At 73.9% G+C, this 16,986-nt stretch carries 10 protein-coding genes, 1 tRNA gene and 1 other RNA gene; 6 read left to right on the forward strand and 6 right to left on the reverse strand.

Annotation, left to right across the window (positions count from 1 at the left end; all coding sequences use genetic code 11):
• The first annotated feature begins 29 nt into the window (after nt 1–29).
• A complete protein-coding gene (gene poxB, locus OVA32_RS00500) occupies nt 30–1,745 on the forward strand; it encodes a ubiquinone-dependent pyruvate dehydrogenase (protein ID WP_041102769.1) in 1,716 nt (571 codons plus the stop codon).
• A gap of 87 nt (nt 1,746–1,832) precedes the next feature.
• Here poxB and OVA32_RS00505 read toward each other — a convergent pair whose 3' ends face one another.
• Nucleotides 1,833–3,395: an alanine/glycine:cation symporter family protein gene (locus tag OVA32_RS00505; protein ID WP_041102767.1), complete on the reverse strand. Its 1,563-nt coding sequence runs from the start codon at nt 3,393–3,395 to the stop codon at nt 1,833–1,835.
• Between the two features lie 217 nt (nt 3,396–3,612).
• Nucleotides 3,613–3,698, reverse strand: a tRNA-Ser gene (locus OVA32_RS00510).
• A 155-nt stretch (nt 3,699–3,853) separates the two neighbouring features.
• Here OVA32_RS00510 and ffs point away from each other — a divergent pair.
• An RNA gene (gene ffs / locus OVA32_RS00515) (signal recognition particle sRNA small type) lies at nt 3,854–3,950 on the forward strand.
• 17 nt (nt 3,951–3,967) lie between these two features.
• The gene (gluQRS, locus tag OVA32_RS00520; RefSeq protein WP_041102765.1) at nt 3,968–4,954 is read left to right on the forward strand and encodes a tRNA glutamyl-Q(34) synthetase GluQRS; all 987 of its coding nucleotides are present in this window, start codon (nt 3,968–3,970) and stop codon (nt 4,952–4,954) included.
• Between the two features lie 39 nt (nt 4,955–4,993).
• Here the strand turns inward: gluQRS and OVA32_RS00525 are convergent, their stop codons facing one another.
• On the reverse strand, nt 4,994–5,659 hold the full coding sequence (locus OVA32_RS00525) for a malonic semialdehyde reductase (protein WP_041102763.1): 666 nt from the start codon (nt 5,657–5,659) through the stop codon (nt 4,994–4,996).
• A gap of 78 nt (nt 5,660–5,737) precedes the next feature.
• Here OVA32_RS00525 and OVA32_RS00530 point away from each other — a divergent pair, with 78 nt between their 5' ends.
• Both OVA32_RS00530 and recR read left to right on the forward strand, forming a co-directional pair.
• Nucleotides 5,738–9,223 (forward strand): DNA polymerase III subunit gamma and tau, encoded by a 3,486-nt coding sequence (locus OVA32_RS00530; RefSeq protein WP_101967239.1) that lies wholly within the window; start codon nt 5,738–5,740, stop codon nt 9,221–9,223.
• A 115-nt stretch (nt 9,224–9,338) separates the two neighbouring features.
• Nucleotides 9,339–9,938, forward strand: a complete 600-nt coding sequence (gene recR / locus OVA32_RS00535; protein ID WP_002856659.1) for a recombination mediator RecR — start codon at nt 9,339–9,341, stop codon at nt 9,936–9,938.
• 43 nt (nt 9,939–9,981) lie between these two features.
• Here recR and OVA32_RS00540 read toward each other — a convergent pair whose 3' ends face one another.
• Nucleotides 9,982–11,238: an ABC transporter permease gene (locus OVA32_RS00540; protein ID WP_101967238.1), complete on the reverse strand. Its 1,257-nt coding sequence runs from the start codon at nt 11,236–11,238 to the stop codon at nt 9,982–9,984.
• A complete protein-coding gene (locus OVA32_RS00545; protein WP_049147236.1) occupies nt 11,235–12,248 on the reverse strand; it encodes an ABC transporter ATP-binding protein in 1,014 nt (337 codons plus the stop codon). Before OVA32_RS00545 ends, OVA32_RS00540 begins: the two co-directional genes overlap by 4 nt.
• Before the next feature lie 228 nt (nt 12,249–12,476).
• On the opposite strand from OVA32_RS00545, the gene OVA32_RS00550 reads away from it, so the two are divergent.
• Nucleotides 12,477–13,763 (forward strand): aspartate kinase, encoded by a 1,287-nt coding sequence (locus OVA32_RS00550; protein ID WP_036384130.1) that lies wholly within the window; start codon nt 12,477–12,479, stop codon nt 13,761–13,763.
• Nucleotides 13,764–13,889: 126 nt separating this feature from the next.
• Here OVA32_RS00550 and OVA32_RS00555 read toward each other — a convergent pair whose 3' ends face one another.
• Nucleotides 13,890–16,874 carry a S8 family serine peptidase gene (locus tag OVA32_RS00555; protein ID WP_101967237.1) on the reverse strand — a complete coding sequence of 995 codons (2,985 nt, stop codon included), beginning with the start codon at nt 16,872–16,874 and terminating at the stop codon, nt 13,890–13,892.
• Nucleotides 16,875–16,986: the final 112 nt, after the last annotated feature.

Raw genomic sequence — 16,986 nt, forward strand, 5'->3', positions numbered from 1 at the left:
GCGCCTCCCGACCAGAGAGAGGTTCCACCGTGGCCACCGTCGCCCAGAACATCGTCGAGACCCTCCACGCCTCGGGCGTGCGCCGCATGTACGGCGTGCCCGGGGACTCCCTCAACGGGCTGACCGAGGCCCTGCGCTCCCACGGCGGCATCCAGTGGGTGCACACCCGGCACGAGGAGACCGCGGCCTTCGCGGCCTCCGCCGAGTCCCAGCTCACGGATGAGCTCGCGGTCTGCGTGGGCTCGTGCGGTCCGGGCAACCTCCACCTGATCAACGGCCTGTTCGACGCCCAGCGCTCCCGCACTCCGGTGCTCGCGATCGCCGCGCACATCCCGTCGGAGGAGATCGGCTCGGGCTACTTCCAGGAGACCCATCCGCAGGACCTGTTCCGCGAGTGCTCCGTCTACGTGGAGCACGTCTCCTCGGCGGACCAGATGCCCCGCATGCTGCGCACCGCGATGCGGGCCGCCGTCGAGCAGCGGGGCGTGGCCGTGCTCGTGATCCCGGGCGACGTGGCCCTCACCGAGCTCTCCGCGAAGCCCGAGGTGATCCGTCACACGCCGTCCCGCGTCATCCCGGCGGACTCCGTGCTGCGCGAGGCCGCCGAGGCCCTGGACTCGTCCAAGCGGATCACCATCCTGGCCGGCGCGGGTGCGGCCGGCGCCCACGACGAGGTCGTGGCCCTGGCGGAGCGCCTGCAGGCCCCGATCGTCCACGCGCTGCGCGGCAAGGACCGGATCGAGTACGACAACCCGTATGACGTCGGCTTGACCGGCCTGCTCGGCTTCGCCTCCGGCTACCACGCGCTCAAGGAGGCCGAGACTCTGCTGATCCTCGGCTCCTCCCTGCCGTACCGGCAGTTCTACCCCGAGGACGCCACGGTCATCCAGGTGGACGTGCGCGGCGAGCAGATCGGCCGACGGGTGGCCGTGGACGTGCCGCTCGTGGGCGGCGTGAAGGAGACGGCCCAGGCCCTGCTGCCGCTGCTGCGCGGGAACTCGTCGTCGGCGTTCCTGGACAAGGCGCTCAAGCACTACGCCAAGACCCGCAAGGACCTCGACCAGCTGGCCTCCCCGGGACGCGGACGCGTGCATCCGCAGTACGTGGCCCGCCTCCTCGACGAGCTGGCCGACGACGACGTGGTGTTCCTGCCCGACGTCGGCTCCCCGGTGGTCTGGGCCTCCCGGTACCTGACGATGAACGGGCGCCGCCGGATCATCGGCTCCCTGTCCCACGGCTCCATGGCCAACGCGGTCACGCAGGCGGTCGGCGCCCAGGCGGTCGACCCCACCCGCCAGGTGGTGGCGATGGCCGGCGACGGCGGGTTGGCCATGATGCTCGGCGAGCTGCTGTCGTTCGTGCAGAACGACCTGCCCGTGAAGACGCTCGTGTTCGACAACGACTCGCTGAACTTCGTGGAGCTCGAGATGATGGCCGCCGGGTTCGTCCCCTTCGGGACGGACCTGCAGAACCCGGACTTCGCGGCGATCGCGGAGGCAGCCGGCATCAAGGGCTTCCGCGCGGACCACACGACGGACCTGCCTGCGGTGATGCGCGAGTTCCTCGCCCACGACGGGCCTGCGCTGCTGGTGGTCAAGACCGAGCGTCAGGAGCTGACGATCCCGCCGAGCATCGAGTTCGAGCAGGCCAAGGGCTTCGCGCTCTACGCCATGCGCACCGTCCTCGACGGCAAGGGCACCAAGCTGCTCGACCTCGCGAAGGCGAACCTGCGCCAGCTGTTCTGACCTGCCGCGCACGACGACGGCCCGGACGCTGGCGGCGTCCGGGCCGTCGTCGTGGTGGGGCGGGGAGGGCCCAGCCCCGCCGGCCCGTCAGGCGCGGTGGGCGCCGCCCTCGGTGACGATCGGGTGCTCGGCCGTGCCGGCGACGCCCTGGGTGATCAGGCCGTCGGCGCGGTGCTCCCAGAAGTCCGCGTTGCGGATGCCGAGCGGGCGCGGGTCGAACTGCGGGTCGAGACCCTGGCGCTTCTGTGCACGGTAGTCCTTGAGGGCCTTGAGGGCCGGGCCCTGCAGCACGAGGATGCCGAGGATGTTCAGCCAGGCCATGGAGCCCACGCCGATGTCGCCGAGGCCCCAGGCCGCACCCGTGGTGGCGACGGCGCCGTAGGCCACGGACACGAGGATCAGGGCCTGCAGGAAGCGCAGCACGACGCGGCGGACCATGCCGTTGCGCAGGTTGCGCGTGAGGAACACGAGGTTGACCTCGGCCATGTAGTAGTACGCCACGATCGTGGTGAAGGCGAAGAACGCGAGCGCCACGGCCACGAACGTGGGGCCGAAGCCGGTGAACATGGCGTCGAAGCCAGTCTGGACGAAGGCCGGGCCCTCGGAGGCCGTCGGCGAGACGATGCCCTCGAACAGCAGGCCGGAGCCGGACCCGTCCGAGTACACCCGGTAGGCGCCCGTGGAGATGATGATGAACGCGGTGGCCGAGCAGACGAAGAGCGTGTCGATGTACACGGCGAACGCCTGCACGAAGCCCTGCTTGGCCGGGTGCGAGACCTCGGCGGCCGCGGCGGCGTGCGGACCCGTGCCCTGGCCGGCCTCGTTGGAGTAGACGCCGCGCTTCACGCCCCACTGGATGGCGAGGCCGAGGATCGCGCCGAACACGGCGTGCACACCGAACGCGCTGGCGAAGATGGAGCCGAAGACCTCGGGGATCTGGTCGAAGTTCAGGAACAGCACGATCAGCGCGAGGATGATGTACAGCACGGCCATCACGGGCACCACGTAGACGGCGAACGTCGCGATGCGCTTCACGCCGCCCAGGACGATGAAGGCCAGCAGGATGACCATGGCCAGGGCCACGACCCAGGCGGGCACGGCCCACGCCTCGCCCACGGCCGCGGCCACGCCGTTGGCCTGCACGCCCGGCAGGAAGTAGCTGGTGGCGAAGACGGTGACGACGGCGAACAGGATCGCGTACGCCTTGAAGGCGGGGGCGGCGGCCGTGTGCTTGTAGGCCTTCTCCAGGTAGTACGCCGGGCCGCCGCGGTACTCGCCGGTGTCCGGGTCGCGCTCCTTGTAGATCTGGCCGAGCGTGGACTCGATGAAGGATGTGGCGGCGCCGAGCAGGGCCATGACCCACATCCAGAACACGGCGCCGGGGCCGCCGAACGCGATGGCCGTGGCGACGCCGCCGATGTTGCCCATGCCGACGCGGCCGGCGAGCGACATCATGAGGGACTGGAGGGACGAGGTGCCGTCCGCGGAGTCCTGGCCCTCGCGGAGCTGCTTCACCATGTCCGGGATGTTCACGAACTGCAGGAACATGGTCCGGATGGTGAAGTAGAGGCCGACGATCAGGCAGAGCCAGATCAGGGCCGGGGACCAGATGACGTCGTTCACGGCGGTGATGAGATCTGCGAAGGACATGGGGTCTCCAGATCGGGGTGGGGATGGCCGGTGCGGTGCGAGCTCCGAGCGGCGGCCGCCGGCGGTCCCGGACGACTGGGGAGAAGGATACGCGCAAATGTGACCCGCGTCTCGCATCCAGCGTGGCGGATCGGGAGTCCGGGCGCGCGGCCCGCGACGACAGCGGCCCCGGACATGCGAAAAGCCCCGGAACCACTGGGGTCCCGGGGCTTGCCCGCGGAGGATGGGGGATTTGAACCCCCGAGGGCTGTTAACCCAACACGCGTTCCAGGCGTGCGCCATAGGCCGCTAGGCGAATCCTCCTTGGTGCGCCCTCATGCGGCGGACCGCGCGAGGGCAGGCTCCATCATAACCAGATCGTCCTGGGCCGCGCCAATCCCCCGCGGGAGGCGAGGGCCCGGTCCGGGTCTCGCCGCGGCCCGAATCGCCCCGCCCACCGCCGCCCTGGTAGAGTCGTGGGCGGCCCCTCACGTGGTGTCATCTCGCTGAACTCCCCCAGGACCGGAAGGTAGCAAGGGTAGGTGGGCTCTGGCAGGTGCGTGAGGGGTCTTCACTTTCCCCCAGGAGATCCCATGCCCGCCGGACGCTACGCCCCCTCCCCCACGGGAAGCCTGCACCTGGGCAACCTGCGCACCGCGCTCGTCGCGTGGCTCGCGGCGCGCGCCACGGACCGCGCCTTCCTGCTGCGGGTCGAGGACCTGGACCGCGTCCGCTCCGGGGCCGAGGCTGACCAGCGGGCGGACCTGGCCGCCGTCGGGCTGGACTGGGACGCCGAGCCGGTGCGCCAGTCCGAGCGCACCGCCCTGTACGACGCCGCCGTGGCCGCCCTGCGCGCCGCGCACGGCACGGACGCGGTCTACGAGTGCTTCTGCTCCCGCAAGGACATCGCCGAGGCGACGTCGGCCCCGCACCCGAGGCCCGACGACGGTGCCCCCGCCTCCGGCGGCACCGTGCCGCTGCGTCCGCCCGGCTTCTATCCGGGCACCTGCCGCGGCCTGACCGAGGCCGAGCGGGCCGAGCGACGGCGGGTGCGCCCCGCCGCCCTGCGGATCGATGCGGCGAAGGTCGCGGGTCTGCCGGCGGGCGAGATCCCGCGCGCCACCGCCGTGGACGTGCTGCACGGCGAGGTCACGGGCCTGGTCGACGACCTGGTGCTGCGCCGGAACGACGGGGCGTACGCGTACAACCTGGCCGTCGTCGTGGACGACCTGGCGCAGGGCGTGGACCAGGTGGTCCGCGGCGACGACCTGCTCGACTCGGCCCCGCGCCAGCGCTGGCTGGCCGAGGCGCTGTGCGCCGCGCGCGGGGAGCCGACGCCTGCGGTGGAGTACCTGCACGTGCCGCTCGTGCTGAACACGGAGGGGCGGCGGCTGGCCAAGCGGGACGGCGCCGTGACCCTCAAGGACCTCGCCGCGCAGGACCCGGCGTGGACCCCCGAGCGGGTGCGGGACCGGCTGCTGGAGTCCCTCGGCCTGCCCGCGGGACCGCTGGCGGCCGCCGTGCCCGCGTTCGACCCGGCCGCCCTGCCGCGTGTTCCGTGGGTGTTCACCGGGCTCTGAGCGGGCCGGCGCCCTGGTCCGCCGCAGGCCCGGCCCCGGTCAGAGGACCTGGGCGGCCTGGTCGAAGTCGAGGCGGCCCTGGCGGGGCTGCTGCGCCTTCTCGTCGTCTGCGGCGGCGTGGCCCACGTTGATCACCAGGAGGGACTTCCAGGCACGGTCCGCATGGAACTCGGCGTCCACGGCGGCGGCGTCGAACCCGGCCATGGGGCCGACCTCGAGCCCGTGCGCGCGCAGGGCCACGAGCAGGTAGCCCACCTGGATGAGCGCGTTCGTGCGGCCCATCCCCTCGCGCATGCCCGGCTTGCCCTCGGCATCCTCCTCGAAGCCCTCCCGGAACGGGGCGAGGTGGCCCATGTGGCGGTGCCAGTCGAGGTCGTAGGAGGCGATCAGCGTGAGCGGGGCGCGCTCCGTCTTCTCCCGGTTGAACTCGATCATCAGCGGAGCCAGGCGGGCGCGGGCCTCGGGGCTGTCCACGACGTCGAGCCGCAGCGGCTGGTTGTTCATGGCGGTCGGCGCCCAGCGGAGGTCCGCGTAGGCCCGCTCGATCAGTTCGAGGTCGACGGGCTCGTCCGAGAAGAGCTGCGTCGTGTGGCGGTCCGCGAAGAGGCGGTCGATCTCGGCCTGACTCAGCGGTCCCGCGTCCGGGGCCGGCTGCGTGGGGTGGATCGTGTCCTCGGCGTCGGTGTGCATGTGCGTGGTGGTCATGGGCCAGGGAACGGGCCGGTGGGTGGGCGCATTCCCCGGCTCCCTTAGCCCGTCCGCCCGCCGGATAGGCTTTCGAGGGTGAGCACCGCCCTGTACCGCCGCTACCGCCCGGACCGTTTCGAGGACGTGATCGGGCAGGACCATGTCACGGTCCCGCTGCGCACCGCACTGGCGAAGGACCGCGTGAACCACGCCTACCTCTTCTCCGGCCCGCGCGGCTGCGGCAAGACCACGTCCGCCCGCATCCTCGCGCGCTGCCTGAACTGCGCCCAAGGCCCCACGCCCACGCCGTGCGGCGAGTGCGACTCGTGCCGGGACCTGGCCACCGGCGGGCCGGGCTCGCTGGACGTGCTGGAGATCGACGCGGCCTCGCACGGCGGTGTGGAGGACGCCCGCGGCCTGCGCGAGCGGGCCACGTTCGCCCCGGTCCGGGACCGCTACAAGATCCTCATCATCGACGAGGCGCACATGGTCACCGCGGCGGGCTTCAACGCGCTGCTCAAGATCGTGGAGGAGCCGCCGGAGCACCTGAAGTTCATCTTCGCCACCACGGAGCCGGAGAAGGTCATCGGGACCATCCGCTCCCGCACCCACCACTACCCGTTCCGGCTCGTGCCGCCGGAGCCGCTCATCGCCTACCTCGAGCAGCTGTGCGCGGAGGAGGGCGTGTCCGTGGAGAAGGGCGTGCTGCCGCTCGTGGTGCGCGCCGGCACGGGCTCGGTGCGTGACACGCTCTCCGTGCTGGACCAGCTGATCGCGGGTGCCCAGGAGGGCCAGGTCTCCTACGAGCTCGCGGTGAGCCTGCTCGGCTTCACCCCGGAAGCCCTGCTGGACGACGTGATCGACGCCGTCGCCGCGGACGACACCCCCACCGTATTCCGCGTGGTGGACCGCGTGGTGCAGTCCGGCCAGGACCCGCGCCGCTTCGTCGAGGACCTGCTGGACCGCTTCCGCGACCTCGTGATCGCCCGTGCCCTGCCGGAGGAGGCCGGGGCGATCCTGCACGGCATGCCGGAGGACCAGGTGCGGCGTCTGTCGGCGCAGGCCGCGCAGCTCTCCCGCGCGGAGCTCTCCCGCCTCGCGGACGTCACCAACCTCGCGCTGACGGACATGGTGGGGGCCACCAGTCCCCGCCTGCACCTCGAGCTGCTCATGGCGCGCCTGCTGCTGCCTGCCTCGGACGAGACGCACCGCGGCCTGGCCGCCCGCCTCGAGGCCCTCGAACGGCGCCTGGAGCTCGGTGGCGCCGCGCCCGTCGAGGAGGGCGCCCCGGAGGGCACGACGACGCCGGCCCGGTCCGGCACGCCCGCCGCGGACGGCGGCGGATCGGCCGAGAACGCGGAGGGCTCCGGCACTCTGACCGGTGCCGCGCTCGCCCGGGCCGCCATGCGGCGGCCGGAGGAGCCCGCGCCGACCGCGTCCACCGCCCCGCCGGAGCGCTGGACGCCGCCTGCCCCGCAGTCCGCGGCAGAGGCGCCGGAGGGGGACGCCGCCGCCGGGGCCACGGGGTCCGAGCGTCCGCAGCAGGCGCCGCAGCCCGGGCGGCCCGAACCGGCTGAGGTCGGGGCCCGTTCCGGGGACACGCGCCGCCCGGAGGCCGGGAGCCGCGCCGAGCCTGAGGGCCGGCCCGAGCCCGAGGGCCGGTCCCAGGCCCAGGAGCGCACCGGTGCCGCGCCGGCCCCCGCCCACGGGCCGGAGGAGACGGCCGCGCCGTCGAGCCCCACGCCCGCCCCGGCGGCGAGCCAGGTGGAGATGATCCGCCGGGCCTGGCCGGACATCCTCACGGCCCTCGAGGACGCCTCACGCCTGGTGTGGATGCTGGTGAAGGACAACGCGAGCGTCGCGGGCTACGACGGCTCGTTGCTGACGATCGGCTTCCAGCAGGACGGGCCCCGCCAGTCGCTGCTCGGCCGGGGCGGTGACCGCGTGCTCGGCGAGGCCGTCCACCAGGTGCTCGGCATCCGCCCGCGGCTCGATCTGATCCTCGGTGGGGACGCGCCGACCGGGGACGCCCGCGCACAGTCCGGCGCTCGCCCGGCCGGCCCGGCGCGGACGGACCGGCCTGAGCGTCCGGCCCCGCAGCAGGGCCGGCCCGACCGACCGACGGCGCAGCCGAACCGGCCCGCTCCGGCACCGGGGCAGGCCCCACGCGAGCCGGAGTCCTCCCGCCCCACCCCGCCGCGCTCCGCCGCACCCTCCACCGCGGAGGACGATCCGGCGCCGCCGGCCGCTCCGCCCCGGGCCACGCAGCAGCGTCAGACGCCGGAGCCGTCCCCCGCCTGGACGCCCGCGGCTCCCGCCACCTCCTGGGGGCCGGCGCCGACGTCGTCGACGACGCCCGCCCCCGCCCCGCCGGCGGACGGCTGGGGCGGCCCGGACGAGGAGCCGCCCGCCTGGGACGACGCTCCCCCGCCCGAGGAGGACCCGTGGGACTCGCTGCCCGCGTTCGACCCGGACGCGGAGCAGGACGACTCGGACGGCCCCGAGGGCTGGACCCCGCCGGCCCGCGACGCCGAGGAGCGGCCGGTCGGCGCCGCCGGCTGGGACGGCCCCGTGCCGTCGGTCGAGGACTGGGGGGCGCCGCCGCAGCCCGCGCCGGCCCCCGGCGGCGCCGCGCCGGAGGCCGGCCAGGGCCCCCCGGCCCGGCCTGACGCCCCGACCCCCGGCGAGAGCGAGCCGAGCGCCGAGGAGGTCCGTCGGGCCTACGACCCGGGGCCGCTGGTCCGCGAGGAGGAGCACTCGATCCCCGTGTTCGCCCGTCCGGAGGCGGAGCTGCGCGCGGAGTTCGCGAAGCGCTTCGGCGCGACCCGTCCCGCCGGCTTCGACGACGGCGCGGGCGCGGCCGCGGACGGTGACTCCGCCCGGCCTGCCACGCCGTCGCCCGCCCCGGACGACGACGCAGCGGCCACGGAGCGACGCGATCTCCACCCGGCCGCCTCGGGCGCCGGCCCGTCCTCGGACGAGGAGCGGCGCCCCACGGGCTCGCCCACGGCCGACGCGACCCCTGACCCGGGCGTGCCCGCCGACGACGCGGACGCCGCGCCGCGCGCGGCTGCCGGCCCGACCGGTTCGGACTTCCCGGGTTCGGGCCATCCGGCGAGCATGTACCCGCGGCTCATGGAGCGGCTGCGGGCCGGTGGGCCCCTCGAGCCTCCGGTGAACGCGGGCTCGAGCGGCGGCGGCGGGACGGGCGGCGGCCCCGGCGCTCCCGGTGGCCCCGACCCGGACGCCTCGCCGGGCTCCCCCGCCGGGGGCCGGCCGAGCGCGGCCTCGCTCGGGGCGCGCCCCGCCGACGTCGAGCCCGCCGGGGGAGCCTCGGCGCTGCCGTCGTTGGACGCGCGGGCCGCGGCCATCCGCGCCGCCCGCGAGGCCGCCCAGGGCCGCGGCCCGACCCGGCCCGCCGACACCGGCCCCGCCGCCCCGGCGACGTCCGGGGTGGGGTGGGAGGACGAGGTCGCCAGCGACGACGACGTCCCGCTCGAGGACTCGGGCCTCGTGGGCCGGGCCGTCGTCGAACGGGTGCTCGGCGGCCGCCTGCTCGAGGAACGCCCCAACGACGCCTGAGGCGAACGCGCCCGTACGCCGTCCGGGGCCGCGGGCATGATGGACGCGGCGCCGGACCACGGCGCCGCGTCGGGGCGCACGCCCCACGAGACGCACCATCGGACGAGGGAGACGGATGTACCAGGGCGCGGTGCAGGACCTGATCGACGAGCTCGGCCGCCTGCCGGGCATCGGGCCGAAGTCCGCCCAGCGCATCGCCTTCCACATGCTGGAGGCGGACCGGGAGGACATGCTGCGGCTCGCGGACGCCATCCGCACGGTCAAGGACAGGGTGCGGCTGTGCTCGGTCTGCTTCAACGTCTCCGAGGACGAGGTGTGCTCGCTCTGCCGGGATGAACGCCGGGACCGCTCCCAGATCTGCGTCGTCGAGGAGTCGCAGGACGTCATGGCCATGGAGCGCACCCGCGCCTTCCAGGGCCGCTACCACGTGCTCGGCGGGGCCATCAACCCGATCGCCGGCATCGGCCCCGAGCAGCTGCACGTCCGCGAGCTGCTCACCCGGCTGCAGGACGAGGCCGTGCAGGAGGTCATCCTCGCCACGGATCCCAACCTCGAGGGCGAGGCCACGGCCACCTACCTCGGCCGGCTCCTCGGCGCCACGGGCATCCGCGTCACGCGTCTGGCCTCCGGTCTGCCCGTCGGCGGGGATCTCGAGTACGCGGACGAGGTCACCCTCGGCCGCGCCTTCGAGGGCCGCCGCCTGATCAGCGGCTGACACGGGCCGGCGTCGAGCAGGCCCCGCCCGACGCCGGCCCGGCTCAGGCCACGCGCGTGCCGGCGGGCAGCCGCCCGGCCGGGGTGTCCAGGCGACGGTGGCCCCACCAGCCCAGCCCGGCCACCAGCACACCCTGCATCGCCAGGCCGAGCGGCCACACCGGCCAGGTGCCCTGCCGGTCCGGCACGCCGCTCTGGTCGAGACCGCGCAGCTCGCCGTCGAGGCACTCGACGTCCCGGACGGGGTCACGCTGGGTCCAGCGCAGGCCCACGGACAGCAGGTTGAGCGGCCCGGGCTCCGCCCAGGTCCCGTCCTCGACGAGCCCGCCCTCCCAGGGGGACGCATCCGCGAGGACGGCGTAGGGGTTCGCCGCGAGCAGCCATCCGCTGCGCCGCGGGTCGGGGATCGTCCGGGTGGTCACCGGGCCGACGCACCGGTCGGCGATCCCGTCGTACAGCTCCGGGTGCGCCGCCTCCCACTCGGCCCAGGCCCGCTCCGCCTCCTCCGGGGTCATCTTCTCGAGCTCCGCCTCGGTGAACGGCTCCGCCGTCATGGAGCCGTACTCGGCGTCGTTGGCCCGCACCTCGGTCTGCAGGAACTGCAGGGACAGCCCGAAGGCCACCAGGGTGCCGATCGTCAGCGCCGCCACGATCAGGTACGTCACCACGACGGCGAACAGCGTGCGCCCGGCGATGGCCGAGACGGCCACGCCGATCCCCGCGATCATGCCGAACTCCACGAGGATCATCACGAGCCCCACCAGCACGGCCCACGGGGACACGCGTCCCACCACGGCCGCGACCGCGAGCCACGGCAGCGCGGCCGCGAGGAACGCGGCGGAGGCGATCCACGCGGCCAGCCACTTGCCCGCCATCAGGTGCCCGGTCCGCAGCAGGGTGACCTGGGTGATGGCCAGGGTGCCGCCGGCACGGTCGCCCGAGATCGCGTTGGCCGCCAGGGCGGGCGAGACCAGCAGCGAGAGGGTGAGGACGAAGAGCAGGACGCCGTCGAAGAGCGTCCGCCCCAGGGCGCGCATCTGCTGCTCCGCCAGCTCCGGCTCCAGGCCGGACGCCTCCATCTCCGTCATGCCCAGGCTCCGCAGCCCGAGGGCGCCGAGGGTCACCGCCCCCACCACCACGAAGAAGACGCCCAACAGCACGTACCAGCCGCGCGAGCGCAGCCGCTGACGCAGTTCCATGCCCACCACGGTGGCCACGGCCTGGGCCGCGCCGAGGCGTCCCCCCGGCTGCGGCTGCGGCGGGCGGCGGTCGTGGATCGAGGTCGCGACAGCGGTGCTCACGGCCGGTCTCCTTCGGTGCGGGGGCCCTCCAGATGGAGGCCCAGGTAGGCGTTCTCGAGGCGGGAGCCCTCCGGGGCGAAGTGGCTGACGAGCACACCCTCGCGCACGAGGTCCGCGAGCAGCGCGGCCGCGGCGGCCTCGCCCCGCAACTGCACCACGACGCCGTCCCGGCGCTGGCCCGCGCCGGCGCCGGTGGCCGCGGTGACGGTCAGGCCGCGGGTCTCGAGGGCGCGGACGAGGGTGTCCCGGGCCGTCGGGTCGGGCCCGGCGATCCGGTAGGGGCGGGCGAGGCCGTCGGCGGCGCGGAACTCCTGGGTGGCCACCGTGGCGCCCTCACGGAGGAACACGGCGCGATCGGACATCTCCTCGAGCTCGGCGAGCACGTGGGAGGAGACGAGCACGGCGGTGCCGGCTGCGGCCATGGCGCGCAGGTCGTCCCGCAGCCGGATGCGGGCGGCCGGGTCGAGGCCGTTGGCGGGTTCGTCCAGGAGCAGGACGGAGGGCCGATGCACGGTGGCCCGAGCCAGGGACAGGCGCTGCTGCTGGCCGCGGGAGAGCACGCGGGCGGGCCGGTGGGCGAACTCCGTGAGCTCGACCCACGCGAGCTGCTCGTCCGCGCGCGCCGACGCCTCCGCCTTCCCCATGCCGTAGAGCCGGCCCAGGCTGGCGAGGATGTCGTGGCAGGTCAGCTCCTCCCACACGCCCAGGGTGTCGGGCATCCAGCCGAGCCGCCGCCGGGCCTCGACGGGCTCGCGCACCGCGTCCACCCCGGCCACGGACACGGCGCCGGCGTCCGGGCGCAGCAGGGTGGCCAAGATGAGCAGGAGCGTGGTCTTGCCCGAGCCGTTCGGGCCGACGAGGGCCGTCACGGAGCCGGCGGGCACGGTGAGGGAGACGTCCCGCACCGCATGGACGGCGCCGAACGAGCGGGCGAGGCCGTGGGCCACGATCCCGTCGTGGGCGGCCGCCCCCAGGACGGGTGAGGCGGGCGGGGGTGCTGGAGCGGTCATGGCCCCATCCTTGCCGGGCCGTGCTCGGACGCGGATCCACCCGGGGGATGATCCCGGCGCCGATCCGAGCCCGACCGGGGCCGCAGGCGGGGCCGCGGGCGCCGTCGTCCTGACCGGCCGCGGGCGCCGGGTCCAGCATCCGGAACAGGGGTTCACCTGGCGGACCCGCGCGGGTGCGCGCCCCTAGACTTGGCCCGAACCGACCCTCGATCCCGTCCGGAGCGACCCATGAGTCTCATCGTCCAGAAGTTCGGCGGCTCCTCCGTGGCCGATGCCGCCGGCATCCAGCGCGTGGCCCGCCGCGTCGCGGACACGGTCCGGGCCGGGAACCGCGTGTGCGTCGTGGTCTCGGCCATGGGCGACACCACGGACGAGCTGCTCGACCTCGCCGCCGAGCTCACGCAGGACGCGCCCGCACGCGAGATGGACATCCTGCTCTCGGCCGGCGAGCGCATCTCCATGTCCCTGCTGGCGATGGCCATCCACGCCGAGGGCGTCGAGGCCCGCTCCTACACCGGCTCCCAGGCCGGCATGCTGACGGACACCTCGTACGGCCGGGCCCGGATCGTCAAGGTCAACCCCCACCGCGTGCAGGAGGCCCTCGACGCCGGCCGCGTGGCCATCGTGGCCGGGTTCCAGGGCATGAGCCCCGAGTCCAAGGACATCACCACCATGGGCCGCGGCGGCTCGGACACCACGGCCGTCGCCCTCGCCGCCGCGCTCGGCGCGGACGTGTGCGAGATCTACACGGACGTGGACGGCGTCTACTCGGCGGACCCGCGCGTCGTACCGACCGCCCGCAAGCTCACCGAGCTCTCCTCCGAGGAGACCCTCGAGATGGCGGCCTCCGGATCCAAGGTGCTGCACCTGCGCTCCGTGGAGTACGCGCGCCGCTTCGGCGTGCCGCTGCACGTGCGCTCCTCCTTCTCCGACCATGAGGGCACCTGGATCATGCCCGACCCGAACGACACCATCACCCTTCAGGAAGGCGCTCCCATGGAACAGCCCATCGTCTCCGGCGTCGCCCACGACCGCTCCGAGGGCAAGGTCACGATCGTCGGCGTCCCCGACGTGCCCGGCAAGGCCGCCGAGATCTTCCGCGTGATCGCCGTGTCCAACGTGAACATCGACATGATCGTGCAGAACATCTCCCGCGAGGGCTCGGGTCGCACGGACATCTCCTTCACCCTGCCGATCGTGGAGGGCAAGGACGCCATGGCCGCCCTGCGCGCCGCCCAGGACCGGATCGGCTTCCAGGACATCGTCTCGGACCCGGAGATCGGCAAGCTCTCGCTGATCGGCGCGGGCATGCGCTCCAACCCGGGCGTCTCCGCCACCTTCTTCAAGGCCCTCGCCGACGCCGGCGTGAACGTGGACCTCATCTCCACCTCGGAGATCCGCATCTCCGTGGTCACCGCCGAGAGCAAGCTCGACGACGCCGTCCGCGCCGTGCACGCCGCCTTCGGCCTCGACGCCGAGGAGGAGGCCACGGTCTACGGCGGCACCGGCCGCTGACGCCGCACCCGCCGCTGCCCTACTCACCACGACGCCGGCCCCGCACCTTCAGCGTGAAGGTGCGGGGCCGGCGTCGTGGTGGGCGGTTCCTCCCGTTCCGTCAGCGAGGACGGAGGGGGTGGGCGGTCACGGGACCTGGACGGTCACGTCGGTCGTGATGCCCGCGTCCCAGGTGACGAGGCCCTTCCAGGTGCCCGAGGTCAGGCCGGACCAGGAGAGGGTCGCCTCGGTGGCCTTGCCCGAGGTCACGGGGACCGGGTTCGGGGAGACGGTGAGGTTGCCCGCGTCCTCGCGCAGCTTGAGCGTCTCGAGGGTGCCGGTGTCCTTGCCGCCGTTGGCCGCGTACAGGTGGCCCACCACGGTGTAGGCACCCGGGGTGGGGTTGGCGATCGTCAGCGTCTCGGACTCGTCCGCGGTCGCCCGGGAGAGCTGCTTGCCCTCGGGGGTGATCACGTACAGGTCCCAGTCGGCGCCGGCGGCGCCCGCGCTGATCGAGGCCACCAGGGACTGGGTGCCCTCCTCCACGGTCACCGTGGACACGGCCAGTGCGCTGGACACGAGCGAGTTGCTCGCGGTGGCGGCGGCCACGGTGGAGTCCACCCTGCCCAGGCCCAGGACCTGCGGGGTCAGCTCACCGGTCACGCCGGGGGTGATCTCCACATTGGCGGAGCCGGTGGCGCCCGAGCCCTCGACGGCGGAGGTGACGGCCGCGGACTTCGCCTTGACGGTGACCGGGGAGGTCACCGCCGGGACGGCCTTGCCCTTGGCGGTGGTCCAAGACATGGAGCCGTGGGTCCAGGTGTTCACCGCGGCGTCGGTGCGGGTGACGGTCAGCTCGACGTCGGCGGACTGGCCGGCCTTCAGGTCCAGCACGGCCGGGGAGGCGGTCACCTCGAAGCCGGGCACGTTCGCGGAGAACCGCCAGCGGCCGTTCTCCAGGGCGGTCACGGTGCGGGTCACGGTGGCCGAGCCGACGACGTCGGGGATCGCCAGGGACGGGACGTTCACGTCACGACCGGCGATGTCGCCGCGCAGCAGCGCGTCCCACTGCTCCTTACCGGAGTCGTAGACCAGGCCCGGGCGGGCGGCGGCGGCCGGATCGGCGGAGCCGGCGCCCGTGGCGAAGTTGTCCGTGTTCACGGTGCCGTCGGCGTTGTACACGTCGCCGGCGGTGGTCATGAGGGCGGACTTCACGGCCATCGGGGACCAGGCCGGGTACTTGCCGATCAGCAGCGTGGCCATGCCGGCCAGGTTCGGCGAGGCCATGGACGTGCCGGACATGAGGCCGAACGTGTTGCCGTGGTAGTCGGGGTCCAGCGGGGAGACACCGGCGATCACGTTCACGCCGGGGGCGGCGAGGTCGGGCTTCAGGAGCTCCTGGTTCACGGCGTTGGCCGGGCCGCGGGAGGAGAAGCCGGCGATCTGGGGCAGCGGGTCCTCCGGCAGGCCGGTGGTGTCGCCCGGGACGATCGTGGCGGTGAGGTCGGAGGACTTCACCTTCTCGATCACGCCGTTGTCGTTCATGTGCACGGTCGGCACCGCGTGGATGTCCGCGTCCAGCGAGCCGGACGGGGTGTTCACGAGGATCATGCCGACGCCGCCGGCCTCCTCCACCACCTGCGACTTCTCGGTGCGGGCGTTCCCGCCGCGCTCGCAGAGCACGATCTTGCCGGCGGCCTCCTCGGTGAGCCCGCCGGGCAGGCAGAGACGCGCGGCCTCGGCGTCGCCGGCGGCGGCCTCGGACGCGTGGATGACCTCGGCCGGGCCCACGCCGGTGCGGGCCGAGGAGGCGCCGCGGAGCTGCGTGCCGTCGGAGAACTGCACGGTGGCGGTGAGCTCGTTGGAGAACGTCTCCGCGGCCACGGTGGTCAGCCACGGGGAGCCGTGGTTCACGGTGTTCGGGCCGGGGCCGGAGTTGCCGCCGGAGGCGGCCACGAAGATGCCGGCCTCGGCGGCGGACTTGAAGGCCATGGCCACCGGGTCCACGATCGAGGTGTTGGAGCCGGAGATCGAGTAGTTCAGCACGTCCACGTTGTTCTCGATGGCCTGCTCGATGGCGGCCACGGAGGCGGAGGTGTAGCAGCCGCCGGTGTTCGGGTCGGTGTCCTCCCAGCAGATCTTGTAGGAGATCAGGTGAGCGGCCGGGGCCACGCCCGCGCCCTCGCCGAAGGAGTCGCCGTCGATGGTCTGCTCCACCCCGGTGTTGCCGAGGATGGTGGTGGCCACGTGGGTGCCGTGGGAGAACACGCCCAGCGGGGAGATGCGCTCCTCCGGGGCCCGCTCGTCCACCGGGACGAAGCGCTCGAAGTCGTCGGAGAAGGCGTAGGCGCCGATCAGCTTGGAGTCGCACGACGACGCCGGGAAGTCCGGGCCGGTCTCGCACTCGGCCGTGGCGGTGGTGCCGTCCGCCTTGAGCACGGCGATCTGGCCGTCCGCGGTGCGGTACGGCACGCCGACCTTGGCCTTGCCCTTGAGCGGCTGGACGGGCTGACCGTCGATGAACGGGTTGTCCGGGTGGATGCCGGAGTCGATGACGCCGACCACCACGCCCTTGCCCGCGTTCTCGGCCTTGCCGTACACGGACTTCCAGGTGCCCTTCTTGCCGGGCAGGCCGAGGAATTCGGTGGAGCTGTAGTCCGGGGCCACCTGCTCGTCCGGTGCGACGCCGAGCACGGCCGGGTCCTTCGCGATCGCCTGGGCCTCCTCGGCGGTCAGCTCGGCGACGAACGCGTTCACGGCGCGCTGGAAGGAGATCTCGGCCTTGGCGCCGTGGGTCTTCGCGACCTTCGCCTGCTGGCGCTGGAGCTTGGCCTCGTAGTTCTTCACGCGCGGGTGCGAGGGGTCGAACTTCGCCTTCGGGGCGGCGCCCGGAACGGCGCCGGCCTCGGGGGCGGTCACCGACGGCTGGTCCTTCAGGACCACGAAGTAGCGGCCGTCCTCGAACTGCTGCTGCACCTGCACCTCGCCCTGCGGGCTGGAGACGGTGCTGCCGTCGGGCAGTTCGACGGCGGTGGCCGACACCGCGAGCGCGGGAGCGGCCACGAGGCTCGCGCCGGCGACGGCCGCGGCCAGGGCCCGACGGCGCCGGGCAGGGGTGGGGTTCTGAGGCATTGCCTCCGCCTTTCTCATCAAGGTCCGCCCAGCTCTCACCCGTGGCACGCCGGCGGGGATGACGCCGGGGGACGGGGAGATCGGCGCCCATGTGATGGGCACCACAGCGAGA

Origin of the sequence: Micrococcus sp. SL257 (assembly GCF_026625585.1) — a bacterium.
Classification (GTDB): Bacteria; Actinomycetota; Actinomycetes; order Actinomycetales; family Micrococcaceae; genus Micrococcus; species Micrococcus luteus.

Coding starts and splice junctions, on each gene's coding strand:
- OVA32_RS00550 (WP_036384130.1), top strand. CDS start 12,477: ATGAGTCTCATCGTCCAGAAGTTCGGCGGCTCCTCCGTGGCCGATGCC.
- OVA32_RS00505 (WP_041102767.1), bottom strand. CDS start 3,395: ATGTCCTTCGCAGATCTCATCACCGCCGTGAACGACGTCATCTGGTCC.
- OVA32_RS00525 (WP_041102763.1), bottom strand. CDS start 5,659: ATGACCACCACGCACATGCACACCGACGCCGAGGACACGATCCACCCC.
- gluQRS (WP_041102765.1), top strand. CDS start 3,968: ATGCCCGCCGGACGCTACGCCCCCTCCCCCACGGGAAGCCTGCACCTG.
- OVA32_RS00555 (WP_101967237.1), bottom strand. CDS start 16,874: ATGCCTCAGAACCCCACCCCTGCCCGGCGCCGTCGGGCCCTGGCCGCG.
- recR (WP_002856659.1), top strand. CDS start 9,339: ATGTACCAGGGCGCGGTGCAGGACCTGATCGACGAGCTCGGCCGCCTG.
- OVA32_RS00545 (WP_049147236.1), bottom strand. CDS start 12,248: ATGACCGCTCCAGCACCCCCGCCCGCCTCACCCGTCCTGGGGGCGGCC.